Here is a 20,786-nt window from a genome sequence, read left to right on the forward strand (position 1 = left end):
GCCCTCCGTCGCGGCTCCGACCGGCACCCCGGTCGGAGCCGCGACCCGCGTCAGGCCCTGACGAGCGCGGTGATCGCCTCGGACAGCGCGTCGGCCGCCTCGTCGACCTGTCCCTGGTCCGCGCCCCTGTCGTCCGCCACCGCCCGCGCCGCGAGCCGGGCGGTGACGAGCGTCTCCCAGGACGCGGCGGTCCAGTCCGCCTCGGCCAGGTCCGCGCTCTCGGTCAGGTACAGGTCGAGGGCCGAACCGTCGACCGTCCGCACGACGAACCGGAGCTCGGCGACGTTGCAGTAGCCGTTGCCACCGCTGATCCGCAGAGCTCCGTACCGGACCGGGGATGCCAGCGGGACGGTGTTCCAGCCCGCGACGGGAACTCCGGTGTTCGCGAGGGCGGTCCACGTGGCCCCGCCGTCGTTCGAGCCCTCGACCGGCATCCCGGTCGCGCGCGAGACCGCCCCCGAACGGGGGTGGTAGCGCACGGTCTCGACCTCGAACACGCTGCCGTCCGTCGGGAGCACGGTCACCGTGCAGGCCCTCGTGGTCGTGTCGGTGTACGTCGCCGGGTCGCCGTCGAACATCCGCCAGCCGTTCGCCGCGGCGTCGGACGCGCCGTCCGCGGTCCCGGTGCTCGCCGTCACCCAGGACGGGTCGACGTCCGCCGGCGCCGAGGACGTGGCGACCTCGAGGAGATCCCAGGCGTCGAGCAGGCGCAGCGCCAGCGCGGTCTCGTCGGCTCCCTCCTCCGCCGCGGCGGCGCGCACCGCCTCGACCTCGCGTGGGAACAGGATCCGCGAGGCCCGGGTGTAGTCGGAGAGGTCGAGGGCGTCGGCGCGCGCGAGGACCGGCGCGAGGGCCAGCCGGACGTCACCGTGGACCCGCAGCTCGGCGATCGAGATGCCCCGGTCGGCCCGCACCCGCAGGTACCGGTACGCGCCGCCGTCGCGTGACGCCAGGTTCTGCCAGGCGAGCACCTTGGCGGGCGAAGCCGTCAGGTCCGTCCACTCCCGGAGGTCGTTCGAGCCCTGGAACACCAGGTTGTCGAGGTTGACCATGCCCGTGTTGTCGAGGCGGGCCAGCAGATCGACGCGTTCGACGGCGACGGTCGATCCCTCCCCGAAGTCCCAGACCAGGTAGCGCTCTCCGCCGACGGCCCCGACCTCGCTGAAGGTGGTGGCGTTCCCGTCGAGCATGCGCGCCGCCTGGGCCGCCTTCGTCGGGTCGGCGGCGCCCGAGGCGTCGACGACCCGGGCGTCGGCGAGATCGACGAGGCTCCGTTCGTCCGACCCGTACAGCGCCGTCGCGTCGGTCGTGCCGTGGATGGTCGCCGCCCGTCGGCCGCCTTCCGTGGTGTGGTCGACGGTGACGTCGAGGCGGCCACCGCCGCTCAGCTCGCCGAGCTCCGCGGTGCCGTTCCATGACCTGCCGTCCTCGCTGGTCGCCTCGACCGGCTGCCCGCCGACCTCCACCACGACGTCGTCGATCGGCGTCGGGCTGGAGAGGGACACGGTGACGCGGTCGCCCGCCGTGACCCGTCCTGACAGGGCGTCCGGCGAGCTCACGGACACGTCCGTGACGGATCCCTCGACCTCCGAGCGCTCGCCGTGGACACGGAACCCGGCGAACGACCACAACCCCGGGTAGGCGGGGTCGGTCTCGATCCCCGGGTGGTCCACCCGCAGTCTCAGGTAGCGGTACTCCTCACCAGCGTGCTCCGCGACGACGTCGACGTTCTCCCACAGGTTCGTGTTGACGGTCTCCCGCTCGGTGAGCAGGTCCCACGTGATGCCGTCGTTCGAGCCGTACACGCTCGTGCCCTGCAGCCGGTTGCCGAACGTGAAGCGTGCCTGGAAGCCGAAGGCGCTGGGCGCGATCCGGTACCGGGTGCCGAAGTCGAGGACGAAGGAGTCCACCCGCAGATCGGCGATACCGGTTCCGTTGTGGTCGTCGGCCAGGTTGTTCAGTCCGACCGTGTCCAGCGTCGTCGCGGTCACGACGCCGTCGCGGTAGTCGAGCGTGCCGTCCGCCAGCGTCGGGTTGAGCAGCCGCAACGCCCCGATCCTCGACAGCAACTCGTCGAGAGCGGCACGGAACTCCGCCTCGGATCCTTGGCGTGCCGCCTCGCGTGCCGCGGTGAGCGCGACCTCGTACGGTTCGCGGGTCTCGGTCGTGTGGACGGCCTCGGGGTCCGTCCCGTCGGCCACCGCGGCGCGGACGGTCTCCTGCCGGTTCGGGGAGACGACGAGCTCGACGGACCGGGTGGCGACGCTCTGCCCGTCGTCCGCGACGATCCGGAGGTCGTGACGCCCGCTGTCGCGCGGTGCGGGCTCCCACGTCAGGAGGCCGGTGGCGGCGTCGAGTTCCGCACCACGGGGGAGTCCCGACGCCGAGTAGGTGGCGCCGTCCCCATTCTCCGTCGCGGAGAGGTCGATCTCGACGGCGGATCGTGCGGTCAGATACCGGGCGCCCCCACTCCCGGCGAACCGCGGGGCGGTCAGCGCCGTGTCGGCCTGGAGGAGCACGTCCCGCAGGTCGACGGTGGTCCCGCTCCGGCCCGTGAGCCGGTAGAACGCGACGTACGAGCCGCCCTCCGGATACGTCACGTACCGCCACGCGCCGCCCGTGTCGGGCAGTCGCACCGTCGCCAGCACCGTCGGGGCCAGTTCGTTCCCGTTGAGTCCCGACACCGGTTCCTTGTCGAGCACCTCAAGCAGGGCCGGTCCTTCGGTACGCACGAGCACGGCGTTGCCGCCCCTGCCGTCGTGCATGAGCCGGCTGACGACGCTGACCGTGCCCCGCTCGTCGACGTGCGCGCGGGCGAAGGTCTCGTCGTCCTCGGTCACGATCTCGGTGCGGTCGTCGAGCCGCAGGGCGCGGCCGTCGAACGGCAGGTCCGGGTCGTCCGGCAGCGGCACCGGTTCCGTGCCGGCGAGTTCGGCCGGGAACGCGACCCAGTACTCGGGGTTCTTGTCGCCCGGCGCCCAGAAGTTGGCCCGGTTCACCCCGTCGTGGAAGTACGGCCCATCCATGCGCGCGGACAGTTCGGCCAGCCACGGCGCCTCGTCCTCGACGTCGACGCCGCGCTCGTAGGCGTACTCGTAGTAGAGCTCGTTGACGGGGTTGAACAGCCGACCGCGGTACGCCTCGGAGATCGTGCCGTTCCAGCCCTCGCCGCGCTCGTCGACCCACGGGGTCCGGGCGCCCATCATGAAGCCGTAGAAGGCGTCGGCCCCCTGGAGCAGCCGCCGGTCGAGGAAGTCGTAGGCGCTCACCGCGTCGTTGGCGGTCGAGACGGTGCCGGCCGCGGGGTCGACCCGGGTGCCCTGCACCTCCAGCATGCGCGCGAGACCGGTGAAGTTGTCGATGTTGCACTCGCCGTGCGCCTGGTCGCGGCCCATCTCCCGCACCTGCGTGAACTCGCGGCCGTAGGGGTTGGCCGGGTCGTCCGCGGCGATGACCGGTATCTGCGGGGCGAGCGCGCCGTTGTCGTAGCCGTCGTACGTCGAGTTGACGGTGAACCACTCCACACCCCGCGCGTAGCCGTCCGCGTCGTCCGCGTAGATCGCGGTGGCGATCCGGCCGAAGAGGCCGAAGTTGTGCTGGTTCATCCACTTCCGGTTCGAGAAGAGGAAGGTCTCCACCACGGGGTTCGCGAAGTTGTCGAGCAACCTCCGGTCGTCCTCGGCGCTCCACACCACGTCGTAGCCGTCGGACGTCCCGGGGGTGTCGTCGGCCAGCGGCTCGGTGGCCCGGATGATCTCGGCCGCCATGAGGAACTGGTACAGCGGGTGGCCGGTGTGGATGTGCGCGTCGGGGAAGTACGCGTACGACTCGGGATCCATGCCGGCCCAGGCGCGGAGCGCCTGTACCGCGTTGCGCCGGTACGTCTCGTCGCCCGTGACGACCCACATCAGCGACTGCGTCAGGGCCCCGAACGAGTCGTTGGTCTCCCGGCGTCGCTGTCCCACCTGCGTGAACGTCGGGTCGAGCGGCACGTCGGGCTCCGCGGCGGACTTCGAGTTCGAGGCGCGGTACGTCGTGGACGCGAAGGTGGTGTCGGCCATGGCCGCGAAGTACGAGGCCCAGGGCTCCTGCCCCGCGCGCACCTGCGTCTGCGCGGTCCGCAGGTCCTCGGCGGACAGGCCCACTCCGGGGTGGGTGAACCCCGCGTCGCTGACCGTCTCGTGGACCTCGACGACGTTCCCGGTGAGCAGAGCCTCGCGGTCGGCGGCTCCTGCCTGTGGCGGCGGAACGACGACTCCGAGCGCGGCGAGGAGGGCCGCGAGCAGTGCGAGCAGGTGCGACGGTCTGTGCTTCCAGACGTGCGTCATCGCAGGTCCCCTTCGCGTCACCGGCACGGACGTCTTCGCCGCGCCGGAGGGTCGGATAGCGGTGTTCGAACGGATGGGCTCCGGTGTCCTGAGGCGTCGGCGTCGCCCCCGGGGCGACGCGGCGATACCGCGACGGCCTACGGCTCGCGGCGGTCGCCCACTTCGTCACGCCGCGGCGTGACGGCGGATCACCGGTAACTCCGGATGACGATCCGCGCCCCGGGCGGACGACGCCACCGAGGGGGAGCCCGCCTCGGCGGTGACTCGGCCGGCATGCATGCGGCTCATGCTTCTCTCCCCTGAGATGCCTCTTCCGCAAAGGCCCACCGGGCGTGGCTCGATACTTGGGCGAGGCCGTCCAGAAAACGTTCTCTAACCATAGCGAGCATGGTGATGGCGTCAACTGGTCTGACGGAGGGAAGTTTGCGGGTGTACGGGAGGGTGCCTCGAGTAGAGAGCGAGATATCGTTATCTGCGCGACAGTCGCCACCTACGGCCGCCGTGGACTGCGCGACGCGCGGGGGGCGGGGGCGCCGTGCCAGGGCATGCGGGACCAGGGGAGCGTCAGGTCGCGGACGGCGGTGACCTGGTGGGGGGCGAGGCTGTCGAGGGGGACGGCCTCGCCGTGGCGGGCGAAGACCGAGTCGGCGTAGCGGTGTCCGGTGTCGGCGGCGATGAACAGGGTGGTGCGGGTGGGAGCCTGCGGGGTGGTGCGGGTGGGGGCCAGGTGGTGTTCCCAGCGGGCGGCGAGGTAGGCGGCGCCGGTGGACAGGCCGGCGAACACGGCGTGCCGCCGCAGCAGGTCGATGCTGCCGGCCAGCGCCGCCCGGAAGGACGTCCAGTGGACGACGTCGTAGCGGCCGTGGTCGACGTTGCCGAACGGGATGGAGCTGCCGATGCCGGCGATGATGATCTCGGGGTCGGCCACGTGCTCGCTGCCGAAGGTGATGCTGCCGAACGGCTGGACGCCGACCAGGGTGGTGCCGGGGGCGTGTTCCCGCAGGTAGCCGGCGAGCGCTCCGGTGGAGGCGCCGGAGCCGACGCCGCCGACGAGGGTGAAGGACTCGTCGCCGGTCTCCTTGACGACCTGTTCGGCGACGGCGCGGTAGCCGAGGTAGTGGATGTCGTCGTGGTACTGGCGCATCCAGTGGTAGTCGGGGTGGGCGGCCAGGATCTCCTCGACCCGGGCGACGCGGCGGCTCTGGTCGAGCTTGAGGTCCTCGCTCGGCGCCATCTGTTCCAGCCGGGCGCCGAGGACGGCGAGTTGGGTGCGGAGGGTGTGGTCGACCGTGGTGGAGCCGACGATGTGGCACCTCAGGCCGTAGCGGTGGCAGGCGAGCGCCAGGGCGTAGGCGTAGATGCCGCTCGACGAGTCGAGCAGCGTGTCGCCTGGCCGTACGGTGCCGCGGTCGAGGAGGTGGCGGACGGCGGCGACGGCGGAGACGATCTTCATCGTCTCAAAGCGCAGGCAGACCAGTCCTGGTTCGAGGCGTATCAGGTCCGGGGCGCCGATCGCGTCGGCGACATGGTCGTACATGGTGGCTTACTCTCTCGTCGCGGGTCTGACGGGTCGTGAACGTGTGGGTCACAGGGACGCCGAGGCGTTCGAGGGCGCGGGCGCAGCGGTCGAGTCGCCAGGGGAGTCCCGGGAGTTCGGGGGCGAACAGCAGCCCGGCCACGTTTCCGCTGTGCGCGATCTGCACGCCGGCGGCCCCGGTCTCGGCGGCGATGGCCACCAGGTCGGGTAACTCCTCCTTGGGGAGCAGGCGTTGGTGGCGCGTGGCGCTGGCGGTGCACACCCGCCCGAGCAGGGCGGTGTCGGCGTCGGCGACGGCGTGGCGGAGCAGCGCGCGGAGCCGTTCGAAGGCGGCGACGTCCGCGGCGCGGTAGGCGTCGGCGGGCAGGGACAGGGTGTCGACGGGGCGGCCGCCGCCGGTGGCGCAGCCGACCACGACGGCCGGGGGCAGGGCGTCGCCGAGGATCTCCAGCACCCGGCCCTCGCGTTGGGCGAAGAGCACCGGGCGGTCGTCCAGCATCAGGGGGTCGGAGGCGTTCTCGGCGGCGACGGCGAGGCGGGCGATCTCGGGCGGGGTGAAGGTGACGCGGTAGCTGGCGGTGACGGCGCGGATGGTGGCGATGACGTCGCTGGTGGACGAGCCCATGCCGAGGCCGACCGGGACGGTTCCGGTGAGGCGCAGCCGCCCGGCTCCGGCGGTGCCGGGGGAGCGGCCGGCGCACGCGGCCACGGTGAGGCGGGCCGCGCGCAGCGCCTTGGTCCGGTCGGGCGGTTCGACGGTCAGCTCCTCGGGGCGGCCCGCCGGATCGCGGGTGAACTCCGCGCGGCTGCCGAGTCCGAGCTCGGGCGGCATGGGCAGCGTCACGAGCCCTGGGCAGCTCCGCCCCTGGCCGTCGCGGAAGACGCCCTGGAGGAGCTCCCCGTGGTGCGGGACCGCGTGTCCGGTGCCCGTGGCGTCGGCCGTCACCCGGCCGCCAGGGCGCGGTACCGGTAGAGCACCGTCGGCTCGGCGCTGAACTGGGAGAAGGGAAAGGGCTCGGCGGACAGCGCGGAGACGCCGGCGCCGAGGAAGGCCCTGGCGACGGCGCTGCCGCTCTGCGCGTAGACGACGAGCGGCAGTCGGCGTTCCCGGCAGCGGGCCACGATCGGGTCGAAGGTGCCGTTGCCGAGGGTCATGCCCGTGGCGACGACGGCGTCGGCGGTGTCCAGCACCTCCGCCATGGAGTCGGTGACGGGCTCGCCCCACTGGGTGGTGCGGAGGTTGAGGTCGCAGGGCAACGGCTCGCCGCCGCGGTCCCTGATGGCGGCCAGCAGCGGGTTGACGACCCCGATCAGGGCTACGCGGGCCCCCGGGGCGATGTCCAGCAGTCCGGCGATGGCCGCGTCGCGGGCCCTGGCGCGTTCCTCGGGGGTGCCGGCCGGGAGGGCGACGGGCTCGGCGCCGGTCTCCCGGTGCGGCGTGGCCGCGGCGAGGTAGGCGTCGAGCGCCGCGAGCCGCAGCGCTCGGGGGGCGTCGTCGGCGAGCAGCGCGGCGAGTGGCCGGCCGGAGTACGCGCGGCAGAGCGACGGGTCGGTCTCGCCGTCCTCGACGGCGCAGGCGCCGAACGAGCGGCCGTGGCGCACCAGCAGGTACTGGTTGAGGTAGGTGGTGTCGCCGCCGGCCAGCCGGGTGCCGTGGTGCAGCCAGAACACGCTGGTCGCCACCATGGCCCCGGGCTCTGGGCCGGCCGCGCCCGCGAGCACGGCGGCCCGCAACTCCTCGACCGTCGCGGGGCGTTGGACGGTGCTCATGCGGTGGCCTCCCGTTCCGAGGGCGAGGGCGAGGGCGAGTGCGAGGGCGCGTAGGGCGGCGTGAGCCGGAAGAGGTAGGTGAGCACGCCGTCCCGCCAGTCGTGGCGGTGGAAGACCTCGGGCCGGAAGCCGAGGGACCGCGCGTGGCCGATGATGGCCCGCAGGTCGGCGGTGTTGGAGAGGACGAGGAAGACCTCGCCGTCCGTGGCGAGCAGCCGGCGCTCGGCGAGTTCGGTGAAGAACCTGGCGAGCAGCGGCGCGCCGACGCACACGTTGCGGACGACGTCGGGGTCGTCGCTGACCCGGCGGCTGACGGCCGGTGGGTTGAAGGTGACGACGTCGATCCTGACGTCGTCGGGCAGCGCCGCGAAGACGTCGGAGACCAGAGGGACGAACGTGGTGCCCGGCCGGTCGCCGACCAGGCGCGCGTAGTGGTCGCGAGTGGTGGCGACGCTCGCCGGGTGCACGTCGAGGGCGTAGACCGCGCGGGCGCCGCGCGCCCCGGCGGCGACCGCCTCGACGCCAAGACCGGCGCCCATGGCGGCGTAGACCCGGCCGCGTACCTCGATGGCGCCGTCGAGGATCCGCTGGTGGATCATGCGGCTGGTCTCGCCCGGCAGGAAGACGCCGGGTGGCAGGTCGAACGTCCAGCCGTGCCAGGTGTACCGACGGTGGGTGTGGAGGTCGCCCCGCGGCTGGTTCAGGGCGATGATCCGATCCGCCGGCAGGGGTGGGGGAAGCTGGTCGACGAACGCGGGGTCGGTCGCCGGGTGTCGCACGGGATCTCCCTCGGGTAGCGATGGGCGCCGGTGATGGCCCCGGGAAGTATTACAAATGATTGTCATTTTCGTCTACGCTGGGCGCCCATACTTCTTCGTCGTCGAGGGGGACACCACCGTGCCAGGACCGCCCACGTCGACCGTCGTCGCCGCCGCTTCCGCGGCGGACCGGCGGTCCGTGCTGCGCGACCCGTCGTTCCTGCGGCTGTGGGCGGGAACCACCGCCTCGGGACTCGCGACCTGGGCGATGCCGTTCGTCCTGGGGCTCGCCGTGCTGGACGGCACGCTCTCGCCCACCGCCCTCGGCCTCGTCCTGGCCACCCGCACGGCCGGCTTCCTCGGGGCCGTGGTCGTCGGCGGAGTGCTCGCGGACCGCTACTCGCGCCGGGTGGTGGTGTGGTGGGCCGGGCTCGCCGCCGGGCTGGCCAGCCCGGTGCTGGCGGCCGGCGTGGGGCGGTCGGTGACGGTGATGGCGCTGGCGGGCGTGGTGATCGGCGCCGGACAGGGCGCCTGCCGCCCGGCCTTCCATGCGCTGACCGCCGAGGTCGTGGACCCCGCGCGCCGACAACAGGCCAACGCCGCCATGACGTTGTCGGTGCGCGTGACGACGCTGGCCGGCCCGGCCCTGGCCGCCGTGCTCGCCGCCTTCCTCGCCATCCCGGTCCTGCTGCTCGGCATGGGCGCGCTGTGGCTGGCGGCGGCCGCGATCCCGCCGCGCGGGCGGCGGGACCCCGAGGCGTCCCCCGTGTCCGGTGAACGTGCCGGCTTCGTCGCCGAATTCGTCGAGGGGGTGCGGGAGGCCAGGCGCCACCCCTGGTTCCTCGCGGGGCTCGGCGCGCTGGCCGCCGTCGTCACCACCGGATACTCGGCGACGGGCGTGCTCCTGCCGCTGGTCAGCCGCGACCGGTACGGCGCCGAGGCAGTGTTGGCCGCGGCGACCACGGCCTACACGGCCGGCGCGCTGCTCGGTGCCCTGGTCGTCGCGCGGTGGCGCCCGAGGTCCGCGGGCTGGGTGGCGCTCGCCGGCCTGGCCGCCTACGGGTTCGCCCCGCTCGGCCTGTTGCTGCCGGTGCACCCGGCCCTGGTGGTGGCGGCCTACGCGGCGGCGGGCGTGGGCATCGAACTCTTCAACGTGCCCTGGTTCACCGCGACGCAGCGCGAGGTGGAGCCCCGGCTGCTGGCGCGCGTCTCCTCGCTCGACTTCCTGGTCTCCTACGGCCTCGCCCCGCTCGGCCTGGCGGTGATCGCCCCCGCGGCCGCCGCGTTCGGTCCCGGGCCGGTGCTCGGCGTCTGCGCGGCGGTGTGCTTCCTCGCCCCGGCGGCCGCCGCCCTCGTCCCCACCGCCAGGCGCTTCTCCCGGCGGTAGCGCGGGGTGCGCCGCGTGACCGGACGGTGATCATCCGGCCATTGACGGAGTCGGCGACGCGCTGTCAGGCTACTTGCAAATGGTTTCCATTAGCAGTTCGCCACCCTCCGTCGGCGCACCTCCCGACAGCCCTGGAGCTCCGGCGGCCGGCCGCGGTCTCCTTCTTCCCGTCCTCGTCCTGCTGGCGGCCCTGCTCGCCTCGACCGTGCTCGCCATCGGGCTCGGTTCCGCCGTCGTCCCGCCCGACGACACCGCCCGCTACCTGTGGGCGGCCCTGACCGGCGGCACCATCCCGGCCGACGAGCTGACCAGGTACCAGATCATCTGGCAGGTCCGCACGCCGCGCGTGCTGCTCGCGGCCACCGTGGGCGCCGGGCTGAGCGTGGTCGGCGTCGCCGTCCAGGCGCTGGTGCGCAACGCGTTGGCCGACCCGTTCGTGCTCGGCGTCTCCTCGGGAGCCTCGGTCGGCGCCGTCTCCGTCACCGTCTTCGGCGTCTTCTCCTCGCTCGGCGTCTACGCCCTCTCCGCCGGCGCCTTCGCCGGCGCGCTGGGCGCCGCCGCCCTCGTCTACGCCGCCGCCCTCAGCCGTGCGGGACTGACCCCGCTGCGGCTGGTGCTCACCGGGATCGCCCTCGCCTACGGCTTCCAGGCCGTGATGAGCGTGCTGGTCTACCTGGTGCCCGACGGCGAGGCCACCCACACCGTGCTCTTCTGGACCTTCGGCGGCTTCGGCGCCGCCACCTGGGGCTCGCTGCCGCTGGTCGCGGCGATCGTCCTCCTCGGCACCCTCGCGCTGCACCGCTTCGCCCGCGCGCTCGACGCCATGGCGCTCGGCGACGAGACCGCCGCCAGCCTGGGCGTGGACCTCGCGGCGGTGCGCCGGGCGCTGTTCGTGCTCACCGCCCTGATGACCGGCGCGATGGTCGCGGTCAGCGGGGCGATCGGCTTCGTCGGCCTGGTCATGCCGCACCTGGTCCGGATCCTCGTCGGCGCCAGGCACGCCCGGGTCCTGGTGCTCGCGCCGCTCCTCGGCGCGGTGTTCGTCGTCTGGGCCGACCTGGTGGCCAGGACGCTCGCCGCGCCCCGGGAACTGCCGCTCGGCGTCGTCACCGCGCTCGTCGGCGTGCCCGTCTTCGTCGCGCTCATGCGGGGCCGCGGCTACCTGTTCGGAGGCCGCTGATGACCGACTCCCCGCCCCGACCGGCGCCTGCGCCGGCGCGCCTGCGGCTCGACGGCCTGCACGTCGCCATCGACGGCCGGGAGCTGGTGCGTGACCTGTCCCTGGAGGCCGGCGCCGGGCGGGTCACCGGCCTGGTCGGCCCCAACGGCAGCGGCAAGTCCACCGCCCTCCGCTGCGTCTACCGGGCGCTCGCCCCCACCCGCGGCGCCGTCCGGCTCGACGACCGCGACCTGCTGGCGCTGCCCCGCCGCGAGAGCGCCAGGTCCGTCGCGGCCCTTACCCAGGAGAACGGCTCCGAACTCGACTTCACCGCCTGGGAGATCGTCGCCCTCGGCCGCACCCCGCACCTGCGCGGCAACCAGGCGCTCGGCGCCCGCGAGCGCGAGCTCTGCCGCCGGGCCATGGCCGACCTCGACGTCCTCCACCTGGCCGACCGCGGCGTGCTCACCCTCTCCGGCGGGGAACGCCAACGCGTGCTGGCCGCCCGCGCCCTGGTGCAGGAGCCCGCCGTCCTGGTCCTCGACGAGCCCACCAACCACCTCGACATCCGCCACCAGGTACGGCTCCTCTCGCTGCTGCGCCGCACCGGGACCACGGTGCTCGTGGTGCTGCACGACCTCAACCTGGCCGCCGCCGTCTGCGACCGGATCGGCGTCCTCGCCGGCGGCACCCTCGTCGCCGCCGGCACGCCGCGCGAGGTGCTCACCCCCGAGCTGGTCCGCGAGGTGTTCGGCGTCGACGCCACCGTCGTCCCGCACCCGCTGACCGGCGCCCCCCAACTCCTCTACTCCCTCGAACACCCCCCGGAAGGACGACCATGACCACCCGTATCCGACGCGGCCGGCTCGCCGTCACGGCCCTCGCCGCCTCGACCCTGCTGTTGCCCGCCTGCGGTGCCGAGGTCGAGCCGGCCGACGAGGGCGCGGGCGCCGGCTCCGCCGGGGCGGCCGAGACCGTGACCGTGGAGCGCTGCGGCGAGGACGTCGCGTACCGGCGCCCTGAGCGGGCCGTCGTCTACGAGGGCGGCAGCGCGGACAAGATGTTCGCGCTCGGCCTGACCGAGCACGTACTCGGCTACGTCATGCCGCCGGCCAACCCGCCGGTCGAGGAGTCGCCGTGGGCCGACGAGTACGCCCGCGTCGAGATGCTCAGCGACGACCTGCTCAACCGCGAACTCGTGGTGGACGCCCGGGCCGACCTCGTGGTCGCCGGCTGGCGGTCCGGGTTCAGCGAGGAGCGCGGCATCACCCCCGAGATCCTCGACGGCCTTGGCGTCCAGAGCTTCATGCACAGCGAGACTTGCTACAACTACCCGGGCCACCCTGCGGAGTTCACCCCCTTCGAGGGCCTCTACCACGACCTGGAACTGCTCGGCCGGATCTTCGGTGTCGAGGACCGGGCGGCCGAGGTCGTCGCCGGGCTGCGCGAGCGGGTCGCCGCCGTGGCGGACCAGGCGCCCGACGGCCGGCGGCCCCGGGTCTTCGTCTACGACTCGGGCACCGACCAGCCGTTCACCTCGGGCAACCAGGCCCCACCCCACGAGATCATCGAGACCGCGGGCGGCGAGAACGTCTTCGCCGACCTCAGGGACCGCTGGACCACGGTCGGTTGGGAGGCGGTGGTCGAGGCCGAGCCGGAGGTGATCGTGGTCCTCGACTACCAGGACCAGCCCGTCGAGGAGAAGATCGAGTTCCTGCGTACCTCCCCCGTCACCTCGGAACTGCCCGCGGTCCGCGAGGACAACTTCTACGTCCTCGACTACAACGAGGCGATCAGCGGCCCCCGGATCGTGGACGGCGCCGAGGGCTTCGGCGAGTACCTGCGCACCGCCGACCTCGGCCTCGAGTAGCCGTCCCGGGGCGGGACGCGACGCGCCCCGCCCAGGACCGACCGGCGGATCAGGACGCGGACAGCTCACCGCGCACGGTGCGCGCCGCCGACACCAGGTTCGCCAGGGAGGCGCGGGTCTCCGCCCAACCGCGGGTCTTCAGGCCGCAGTCCGGGTTCACCCAGAGCCGCTCGGCCGGGATGGCCCGCAGCCCGGTGCGCAGCAGGTCGGCCGCCTCCCGGGCGCTCGGCACCCGCGGCGAGTGGATGTCGTAGACGCCGGGGCCCGCCTCGCGCGGGTAGCCGTGCGCGGCGAGCTCCCTGGCGACCTGCATGTGCGAGCGGGCGGCCTCCAGGCTGATCACGTCGGCGTCGAGGTCGTCGATGGCCTGGACGACGTCGCCGAACTCGGCGTAGCACATGTGGGTGTGGATCTGGGTGTCGGGACGCACGCCGCCGGTGGTGAGCCGGAACGCCTCCGTGGCCCACGCCAGGTACCCGGCCCGGTCGGCGGCCCGCAGCGGGAGCGTCTCGCGCAGCGCCGGCTCGTCCACCTGGATCACCGAGGTGCCCGCCGCCTCCAGGTCGGTCACCTCGTCGCGCAGCGCGAGCGCCACCTGGCGCGCGGTGTCGCCGAGTGGCTGGTCGTCGCGGACGAACGACCAGGCGAGCATGGTCACGGGCCCGGTGAGCATGCCCTTCACCGGCCGCTCGGTGAGGGACTGGGCGAACGTCGTCCAGCGCACCGTCATCGGCTCGGGGCGGGAGATGTCGCCGGCCAGGATCGGCGGCCGGACGTAGCGGGTGCCGTACGACTGCACCCAGCCGTGCCGGGTGGCGAGGTAGCCGGTGAGCCGCTCGGCGAAGTACTGCACCATGTCGTTGCGTTCGGCTTCGCCGTGCACCAGCACGTCGAGACCGGCCCGCTCCTGGAAGGAGACCACCTCCCGGATCTCGGCCTCGATGCGCTCCTCGTAGCCGGCGGTGTCGAGGTGGCCGGCGCGCAGGTCGGCGCGGGCCGCGCGCAGTTCGCCGGTCTGCGGGAAGGAGCCGATGGTCGTGGTCGGCAGCAGCGGCAGGCCGAGGTGGGCGCGCTGGGCGGCGGCCCGCTCCGGATAGGGCTCGGGGCGGCGCGCGTCGGCCTCGGTCACCGCGCCGGCGCGGGCCCGGACGGCCGGGTCGTGGGTGATGGGGGAGCCGGCCCTGGACGCCAGATCGGCGCGGTTGGCGGCGAGTTCGGCCGCGATGGTGTCGGTGCCGTGGGCCAGGCCCCTGGCGAGGGTGACGACCTCGGCGGACTTCTGCCGGGCGAAGGCCAGCCACCGCACGATCCCCGGGGCGATGTCCCGCTCGGCCGCCGCGTCCAGCGGGACGTGGAGGAGGGAGCAGGAGGCGGCGACGTCGACCCGGTCGGCCAGGCCGAGCAGGGTGCCGAGGGTGGTGAGCGACTTCGCCAGGTCGTTGATCCAGATGTTGCGGCCGTCGACCACTCCCGCGACCAGCCGCCTGCCGGGCAGCCCGCCGGCGGCCGCCAGCGCTTCCAGGTTGGCCGCGGCGGCGCCGGTGAAGTCCAGGGCGAGCCCGTCGACCGGTGCCTTGGCCAGCACCGGCAGGGCGTCGCCGAGCCGGTCGAAGTAGGAGGCGACCAGCACCCTGGGCCGGTCGGCCAGGGTGCCGAGCGCGCGGTAGGCGCGGGCCGCCGCGGCCAGTTCGTCCGGGGTGCGGTCCTGGACCAGCGCCGGCTCGTCGAGCTGCACCCACTCCGCGCCGGCCGCCCGCAGGTCGGCCAACACCTCGGCGTACACCGGCAGCAGGCGGTCGAGCAGCGCCAGCGGCTCGAAGTCCGCCGGCGCGCCGGGCGCCGGCTTGGCGAGCAGCAGGTAGGTGACGGGGCCGACGAGCACGGGGCGGGCCGTCAGACCGAGGGCCAGGGCCTCCCCGAGCTCGCCCACCTGCTTGGCGGAGTCGGCGGCGAACACTGTGTCCGGGCCCAACTCGGGCACCAGATAGTGGTAGTTGGTGTCGAACCACTTGGTCATCTCCAGCGGCGCGACGTCCTGGGTGCCGCGCGCCATGGCGAAGTACCCGTCCAGCTGGTCGGCGGCGACGGCTTCGCGGTGCCGGTCGGGGATGGCGCCGACCATGACGGAGGTGTCCAGGACGTGGTCGTAGAACGAGAAGTCGCCGGTCGGTACCTCGTCGACGCCGGCCTCGGCCAGCTGCCGCCAGTTGGCGCGGCGCAGTTCGGCGGCGGTGGCCAGGAGGGCGTCGGCGGTGACGCGGCCCTGCCAGTAGCCCTCGATCGCCTTCTTCAACTCCCGGCCCTGTCCCTGGCGGGGGTAGCCGTACACGGTGGCCCGTGCTGCCGCGTGCTTGCTACTCATGGAGATCTCCTTCGCGAGACGAATCCCTGAGATCCCGGCGACGGGACGAGAACGCGAAGGGGTGAGAGACGGGACGGCACGCCCCGTGTCTACGCCGACCCGCCCTCGGGGTCACCGGGATGTCCGCGCACGGGTGGTCCGTGTGCGGGCAGTTGGCAGGTCTTCGGACTCGCGGGCCCGCCCTCCTGACCGGAGGACACCTACTGGCCGTCGCTTCCCAGGCCCCGTTCGTCGGGCCCAGTGCGTATGACGGCGGTCGTTCCCACTCACCGCTGCGGGGCAGTCCCGGATTCCCACCGGGTTCCCTCTTGCGACGCCTCCCGCCTGGCGGACGGGGCGAACCAGCTGCGGGAACAGCCTACGGTGCCGGCCGGCCCTCCGCCGCGCCCCGTCCGTCATCCGGAAGACGCCCACGCCCTCGCTTATCGGGCGGCCCGAACTCAACGCCGGCCGTGCCACCCTCGTCGAGACTGTTCTCCAGCCCTACCGCCCGTCCGCCGTGCTTCCTAGGACTGCCGAACAGAGTGGTGATCACGAGCACGCGAAACTTATTGCCGTATTTTGCGGTCATCGCCCGCTTGGCGGTGCGCAACTCACCCCCGGACAGCACCCGTGCCACCCCGGGCCGCCACGGTCCCATCGGCGTTCCATCGAACGTCGAAGGTGCGATCTCGACCCGAGGATTGCGACGGATCCGTCCAACCTTCCACGAGCGAACGGGCGTGTACCCGTACCAATGGCGGCCAGCAGGTGCCAGCCACACCGGCGTCGACGTCGCGGAGCCATCTCGACGAAACGTGCGCAGCGCGAAAACTGGTCACCGTCGGGATCATCACGAAACGCCACGGCGCCCCCTATCCCATACCAACACCACCGTCGAGTCCGGTTGGTGAAAGCTGCACAGCACGACGGCTCCGCCAAGCGTCTTGACGAGGCCGTTCGCTGTTCCCCCCCAAGCTGACGGGGGTACCGTCCTGAATGCCTAAGTTCAGAACGGAGTTCAGCATGCCACATGCTGCCGACGATCACACCGGCGCGCGGATCGCCGACTACCGGAAGCTACGTCATCTCACGCAAGTGGGCTTGGCTCAACGGGCGTTCGTCGCCCGAAGCACGATCGCGAAGATTGAGGCCGGCCTCTCGCCCGCGACTCCCGGTGTCGTAGCCGCTATCGCCCGCGCGCTCGAAGTAGATGTTGCCGTGCTCAACGGCCAGCCCTACGTCGAGGAGATGCGGCAAGACCAACTCGACCGCATGATCGCGCCACTCGCCTACTCCCTCGACATGTACGACCTCGGCCCCGATCTCAGCATTCAACCGCGCCCGCTGCCGCAGGTCGCCGCGGAAGTCGACGGCCTGTGCAAGGCGGCCTGCGCGACCGAGTACACCCGGACCGGCGAGCGACTGCCCGGCCTGCTTGCCGAACTCACCACCATCATCAGCGGTTTGCCGGAGGGAGCGGAGCGACGCCGCGCCGCCACCCAGCTCGCGTGGTGCTACTGGGTGGCCTACGAGTTCGCGTACCGCCTCGGCTTCCACCACCTCGCCGCGATCGCCCTCGAACGCATGGGCTACATGGGTGATCAGGCCCAGGACCCGCTGCTACTGGCCCTCCGGCTCCAACGCCGCTCCAGCATGCTGCTGCGTCGCGGCGACAACCCGATGGCGCTGCGAGTCCTCGACCGCGCCCACCAGTTGGTGGAACAACACGACGAACCTGGCTCGGTCCCCGCGCTCGCCGTGTCCGGAAGCCTCCACCTGGCCGGAGCCATCGCCACGGCGCAGGCGAAGAACGTCGAGGACGTGAAGGAGCGGATGAAAGAGGCCCGGTCGGTTGCCGAGCGCGTCGGCAGGGATGTGCCACTGGTGTACTGGGCGTCGTTCGGACTGACCAGCGTGCGGCACTTCGAGGTCGCCACCGCCGTGGAGCTGGGGAAGCTCGGCGAGGCGATGAAGTCCGCGCGTAAGGTGCGGTTTCCAGCGGATCACCCGCGCATGCGAGTCGGCCGGTATCACATCGAGCTGGCCCGTGCGTACTCACAGATGGGGCGCGCTGAGGCCGCGCAGAAGGAGCTGTTCAAGGCTCGGGAGGCAGCACCGCAGCAGGCGCGATATCACCCGCTGATGAGGGAGACGGTGGGCGTGCTCGTGCGCCGGTCCCGAAGGGTCCCGGGCACGTTGACGTCGCTGGCGGCGTGGGTGGGGATGTAGGAGCCCTCCGAGGACACCCCCTGGTGTTCCCAGTTCGGGGAACAGCAGGGCTTGCCGCTTCGGTAACGCTGTGACGGTCAGCACATGAACTGTCACAGGAGCCGATCATGGCGACCGCATCGCTGCCCGACTGGATCCGGCCCGCGCGTTGTGGCGCCCGGACGTTACCGGCTGGGCGTTGGTTCGACGTGGTGCAGGTGCCGAGTCTGGCCTCCGTCTATGTGCTGGGTCGGCTGGACACACGCACTGGTCCGGTGGTGGAGGTCCAGGAACACGGCGTCGTGTGCTGGCTGGTGCCGCCGCGCGGCGGGTGTCTCACCGACGCCGGCGCGTTGCGTGCGGCGCTGGAGGCGACGTTGCTCGCGCCGGCCCCCGAGCTGGCCGAGCCCGAGTGGTTCGTTGTCATGACGGGCCGTGAAGGGCCCGTCAGCCACAGTGAGCCGGTGACCTGCGGCTACTGCAACCACGGCATCGTGGCTGACGACGACCACGCGGTCGACTGCTGTTGGCGCCCGGGGAAGGCGGCCGCGCGGTGAGCGCGCTGGCCGAGGGCGAGGCCGCCGTGCCGCTGCCGGTACCCGCCCTCGCCGAGCTGAACCGGTGGCAGCTCCAGGGGCTGGTGTGCGCCTGGTGCGCCGAGGTGCTTTTCCCGCGCAGCTACTTCAGGCTCGGCACCGTCCGCGACACCGAGGGCTGGACCTACGACCTGTACGTCTGCGAGCCGTGTGTCCTGGCCGCCGTCGAGAAGGCGCTGGCCGATGCCCCGTGATCGCGCCCGTCACCGCCGACCACGCCGCATTCCCCTGGCGACGGTCGGGTACCTGCTCGCCCTCGGCTGGGTCGCCGGCTACCTGTGCGCCGTGCTGCTCCAGATGGCACTGACCGGGTGACCGCACACTGCGACGGTAGGTACGCGAAACGCCCGGGGAAGTGGGCCTACCGTCACAGGATCAGCCGTCGAGGTGGACGGCGGCCCGCAGGGGGAGTTCGGTGACCGAGGTGCCGATCAGCACCTCGTAGGCGCCGGGTTCGTAGGACCAGCCGTCCGGTCGCCAGTCGGCGAAGGCGCGGCGGGGGAGCGGGATCGCGAGGGGGACGGTCTCGCCGGCCTCGGCGTGGACGACGGTGTGGGCGGCGAGCCAGCGCACCGGGCGGTCGACGGTGGAGTCCGGGCGGGCGAGGTAGACCTGGACGACCTGCTTGCCGGGCCTGGCGCCGGTGTTGGTCGCGGTGAGGCGAACAGTGTGGTGCTCGGCGTCGGGGGTGACGGTCGGGTCGGCGAGGCGCCAGCTGGTGTAGCCGAGGCCGGCGCCGAAGGGGAAGGCCGGCTCGGTGCCGGCCCTGAGCCAGGCGCGGTAGCCGATGTGGATGCCCTCGTCGTAGCGGAGCACGCCGTCGGCGGGGGTGGTGTCGAGGACCGGCACCTCCTCGGCGCTGGCCGGCCAGGTGGTGGGGAGCCGGCCGCCCGGCTCGGCGTGGCCGAGGAGGACGTCGGCGAGCGCGTTGCCCATCTCCTGGCCGCCGAAGTAGCCGACGAGCAGCGCCGCGACGTCGTCCCGCCACGGCATCAGCACCGGGGAGCCGGCGTTGACGACCACCACGGTGGGGGTGCCGGTGGCGGCCACCGCGCGGACCAGGTCGTCCTGCCGGCCGGGGAGCAGCAGGTCGGCGCGGTCGAAGCCCTCCGACTCGACCTGGGAGTTGGTGCCGACGACGACGATGGCGACGTCGGCCTCGGCGGCCGCGCCCGCGGCCTCGGCGATCAGTGCCTGGGGGGCGGTGTCGGCCGGCTCGGTGCCGAGGGTGATGCCGAAGGTGCCGCCCATGCTGGCGTCCCGCGAGGTCAGGTCGAAGGCGACGCGCACCGAGAGCGGGGTGCCGGCGACGGTGGCGACCGGGGCGGTGACCGAGGGCGGGGCCAGCAGGGCGGCGCCGAGGTCCGTCCCGACGGCGACGCCGGTGCCCTCGTGGAGCGGTTCGCCGTCGACGGAGATCCGTCCGGTGCCGACGGAGGCGAAGCCGAGGCGCACCGTCTCGGTGGCCTCGGGGGTCCAGCCGAGGGTGAGTTCGACGGTGGCGGCGGTCGCGACGGGGGCGTCGCCGCCGAAGTAGACCAGCGCGGTGGAGCGGCGGTCCTCGCGGAAGAGTTCCGCCCCGGCGGCGTCGAGGAAGCGGACGAGCATGCCGGGCCCGCCGGTCGCCGGGTTGACGATCCGCTCCAACGGCAGCTCGGCCAGCCCGTGTTGGGCGACGGCGCCGAGGGTGTGGGTGAGTTCCGCGTCCGGCAGGGCGGCGCGCAGGCCGTCGAGCGGGCTGACCACCCGCTCCGGCAGCACGGTCGCCGAGCCGCCGCCCTGGGTGCGGGCGTGCCGGGCGTTCTGGCCGATGACCGCCACCCGCCGCAGCCGGGCGGAGTCCAGGGGGAGGACGCCGTCGTTGGCGAGGAGCACCGTGCCCTCGGCGGCGGCCCGCCGGGCGAAGGCCACGCCGTCCACCGCCGGCGGCGGCGTGGCGGGCTCGAAGCCGTCGAGCGCGCCGACGCGGGCGGCGAGGAGGAGGATGCGCCGCACCTTGCGGTCGACGACGGCCTCGTCGATCCGCCCGTCGCGGACCGCCGCCACCAGGGCCGGGCCCCAGGGTCCTTTCGGGCCCGGCATGACCAGGTCCTGTTCGGCCTCGGCCGACGCCAGCGAGCGGACCGCCGTCCAGTCGCTGACGACCACGCCGTCGAAGCCCCACTCGGACTTCAGCGGGGTGGCCAGCAGTTCGTGTTCGGTCGCGGTGACGCCGTTGATCGCGTTGTACGCCGACATCACCGACCAGGCCCGCGCCTCCACCACGGCCTTCTCGAAGGCGAGGAGGTAGAGCTCGCGCAGCGCCCGCTCCGAGACCTCGGTGCTCGCCGTGAACCGCTCGGTCTCGTAGTCGTTGGCGACGTAGTGCTTGGGCGTGGCGGCCACGCCGTGGTCCTGGAGGCCGCGGACGAAGGCGGCGGCCAGGTCGGCGGTGAGGACCGGGTCCTCGCTGAACGCCTCGAAGTGCCGGCCGCCCAGCGGGGACCGGTGCAGGTTGATCGTCGGGCCGAGGACCACGTCCACCCCCTTGCGGCGGGCCTCGGCCGCGAGGACCGCGCCGTAGTGGTAGGCGATGTCCGGGTCCCAGGAGGAGGAGAGCGCGGTCGCCGACGGCAGGTTGAGCGAGGGCGACCGCTCGTCCCAGACCTCGCCCCGCACCCCCGAGGGGCCGTCGGACATCACGATCCGGCGCAGGCCGATCTCCTCGACCGGCCAGGTCGTCCAGAAGTCCCGGCCGGTCAGCAGCCTGACCTTGGTCTCCAGGGACAACTCGGCGACCAGCCGGCGCAGTTCCGGGGAGTCGAGGTCGAGGGGGGTGGGCATGGGGGT

At 73.1% G+C, this 20,786-nt stretch carries 16 protein-coding genes and 1 riboswitch; of the genes, 8 read left to right on the top strand and 8 right to left on the bottom strand.

Annotated features, from left to right (window positions below):
• Nucleotides 1–50: 50 nt before the first annotated feature.
• From ACYVPE_RS03150 to ACYVPE_RS03170, 5 genes are all read right to left on the bottom strand, one after another.
• Nucleotides 51–4,328, bottom strand: a complete 4,278-nt coding sequence (locus tag ACYVPE_RS03150; RefSeq protein WP_461031801.1) for a putative Ig domain-containing protein — start codon at nucleotides 4,326–4,328, stop codon at nucleotides 51–53.
• 490 nt (nucleotides 4,329–4,818) lie between these two features.
• The gene (locus tag ACYVPE_RS03155; RefSeq protein WP_461031802.1) at nucleotides 4,819–5,865 is read right to left on the bottom strand and encodes a pyridoxal-phosphate dependent enzyme; all 1,047 of its coding nucleotides are present in this window, start codon (nucleotides 5,863–5,865) and stop codon (nucleotides 4,819–4,821) included.
• Nucleotides 5,786–6,811, bottom strand: a complete 1,026-nt coding sequence (locus ACYVPE_RS03160) for a GHMP family kinase ATP-binding protein (protein WP_461031803.1) — start codon at nucleotides 6,809–6,811, stop codon at nucleotides 5,786–5,788. Before ACYVPE_RS03160 ends, ACYVPE_RS03155 begins: the two co-directional genes overlap by 80 nt.
• Nucleotides 6,808–7,635: a Rossmann-like domain-containing protein gene (locus ACYVPE_RS03165; RefSeq protein ID WP_461031804.1), complete on the bottom strand. Its 828-nt coding sequence runs from the start codon at nucleotides 7,633–7,635 to the stop codon at nucleotides 6,808–6,810. Before ACYVPE_RS03165 ends, ACYVPE_RS03160 begins: the two co-directional genes overlap by 4 nt.
• A complete protein-coding gene (locus tag ACYVPE_RS03170) occupies nucleotides 7,632–8,414 on the bottom strand; it encodes a class I SAM-dependent methyltransferase (RefSeq protein ID WP_461031805.1) in 783 nt (260 codons plus the stop codon). Before ACYVPE_RS03170 ends, ACYVPE_RS03165 begins: the two co-directional genes overlap by 4 nt.
• 199 nt (nucleotides 8,415–8,613) lie before the next feature.
• On the opposite strand from ACYVPE_RS03170, the gene ACYVPE_RS03175 reads away from it, so the two are divergent.
• The 4 genes from ACYVPE_RS03175 to ACYVPE_RS03190 all read left to right on the top strand — a co-directional run bounded on the left by ACYVPE_RS03175 (nucleotide 8,614) and on the right by ACYVPE_RS03190 (nucleotide 12,809).
• The gene (locus ACYVPE_RS03175) at nucleotides 8,614–9,780 is read left to right on the top strand and encodes an MFS transporter (protein WP_461031885.1); all 1,167 of its coding nucleotides are present in this window, start codon (nucleotides 8,614–8,616) and stop codon (nucleotides 9,778–9,780) included.
• A 79-nt stretch (nucleotides 9,781–9,859) separates the two neighbouring features.
• On the top strand, nucleotides 9,860–10,960 hold the full coding sequence (locus ACYVPE_RS03180; RefSeq protein WP_461031806.1) for a FecCD family ABC transporter permease: 1,101 nt from the start codon (nucleotides 9,860–9,862) through the stop codon (nucleotides 10,958–10,960).
• Nucleotides 10,960–11,781 (top strand): ABC transporter ATP-binding protein, encoded by an 822-nt coding sequence (locus ACYVPE_RS03185; protein WP_461031807.1) that lies wholly within the window; start codon nucleotides 10,960–10,962, stop codon nucleotides 11,779–11,781. The genes ACYVPE_RS03180 and ACYVPE_RS03185 overlap by 1 nt, the downstream gene beginning before the upstream one ends.
• Nucleotides 11,778–12,809, top strand: a complete 1,032-nt coding sequence (locus ACYVPE_RS03190) for an ABC transporter substrate-binding protein (RefSeq protein WP_461031808.1) — start codon at nucleotides 11,778–11,780, stop codon at nucleotides 12,807–12,809. Before ACYVPE_RS03185 ends, ACYVPE_RS03190 begins: the two co-directional genes overlap by 4 nt.
• A 49-nt stretch (nucleotides 12,810–12,858) precedes the next feature.
• Here the strand turns inward: ACYVPE_RS03190 and metE are convergent, their stop codons facing one another.
• On the bottom strand, nucleotides 12,859–15,171 hold the full coding sequence (metE, locus tag ACYVPE_RS03195) for a 5-methyltetrahydropteroyltriglutamate--homocysteine S-methyltransferase (RefSeq protein ID WP_461031809.1): 2,313 nt from the start codon (nucleotides 15,169–15,171) through the stop codon (nucleotides 12,859–12,861).
• Nucleotides 15,172–15,308: 137 nt separating this feature from the next.
• A riboswitch (cobalamin riboswitch) is annotated at nucleotides 15,309–15,532 on the bottom strand.
• Nucleotides 15,530–15,976: a PPOX class F420-dependent oxidoreductase gene (locus tag ACYVPE_RS03200; RefSeq protein ID WP_461031886.1), complete on the bottom strand. Its 447-nt coding sequence runs from the start codon at nucleotides 15,974–15,976 to the stop codon at nucleotides 15,530–15,532. (Overlaps the previous riboswitch by 3 nt.)
• Before the next feature lie 200 nt (nucleotides 15,977–16,176).
• On the opposite strand from ACYVPE_RS03200, the gene ACYVPE_RS03205 reads away from it, so the two are divergent.
• The 4 genes from ACYVPE_RS03205 (at nucleotide 16,177) to ACYVPE_RS03220 (ending at nucleotide 18,272) form a co-directional block, all read left to right on the top strand.
• The gene (locus ACYVPE_RS03205) at nucleotides 16,177–17,382 is read left to right on the top strand and encodes a helix-turn-helix domain-containing protein (RefSeq protein WP_461031810.1); all 1,206 of its coding nucleotides are present in this window, start codon (nucleotides 16,177–16,179) and stop codon (nucleotides 17,380–17,382) included.
• Between the two features lie 107 nt (nucleotides 17,383–17,489).
• Nucleotides 17,490–17,918 (top strand): hypothetical protein, encoded by a 429-nt coding sequence (locus tag ACYVPE_RS03210; protein ID WP_461031811.1) that lies wholly within the window; start codon nucleotides 17,490–17,492, stop codon nucleotides 17,916–17,918.
• The gene (locus ACYVPE_RS03215) at nucleotides 17,915–18,151 is read left to right on the top strand and encodes a hypothetical protein (protein WP_461031812.1); all 237 of its coding nucleotides are present in this window, start codon (nucleotides 17,915–17,917) and stop codon (nucleotides 18,149–18,151) included. The genes ACYVPE_RS03210 and ACYVPE_RS03215 overlap by 4 nt, the downstream gene beginning before the upstream one ends.
• Nucleotides 18,141–18,272 (top strand): hypothetical protein, encoded by a 132-nt coding sequence (locus ACYVPE_RS03220; RefSeq protein ID WP_461031813.1) that lies wholly within the window; start codon nucleotides 18,141–18,143, stop codon nucleotides 18,270–18,272. Before ACYVPE_RS03215 ends, ACYVPE_RS03220 begins: the two co-directional genes overlap by 11 nt.
• Nucleotides 18,273–18,332: 60 nt before the next feature.
• Here ACYVPE_RS03220 and ACYVPE_RS03225 read toward each other — a convergent pair whose 3' ends face one another.
• Nucleotides 18,333–20,780: a beta-glucosidase family protein gene (locus tag ACYVPE_RS03225; RefSeq protein ID WP_461031814.1), complete on the bottom strand. Its 2,448-nt coding sequence runs from the start codon at nucleotides 20,778–20,780 to the stop codon at nucleotides 18,333–18,335.
• Nucleotides 20,781–20,786: the final 6 nt, after the last annotated feature.

It is taken from the genome of Streptomyces mayteni, from assembly GCF_054783955.1.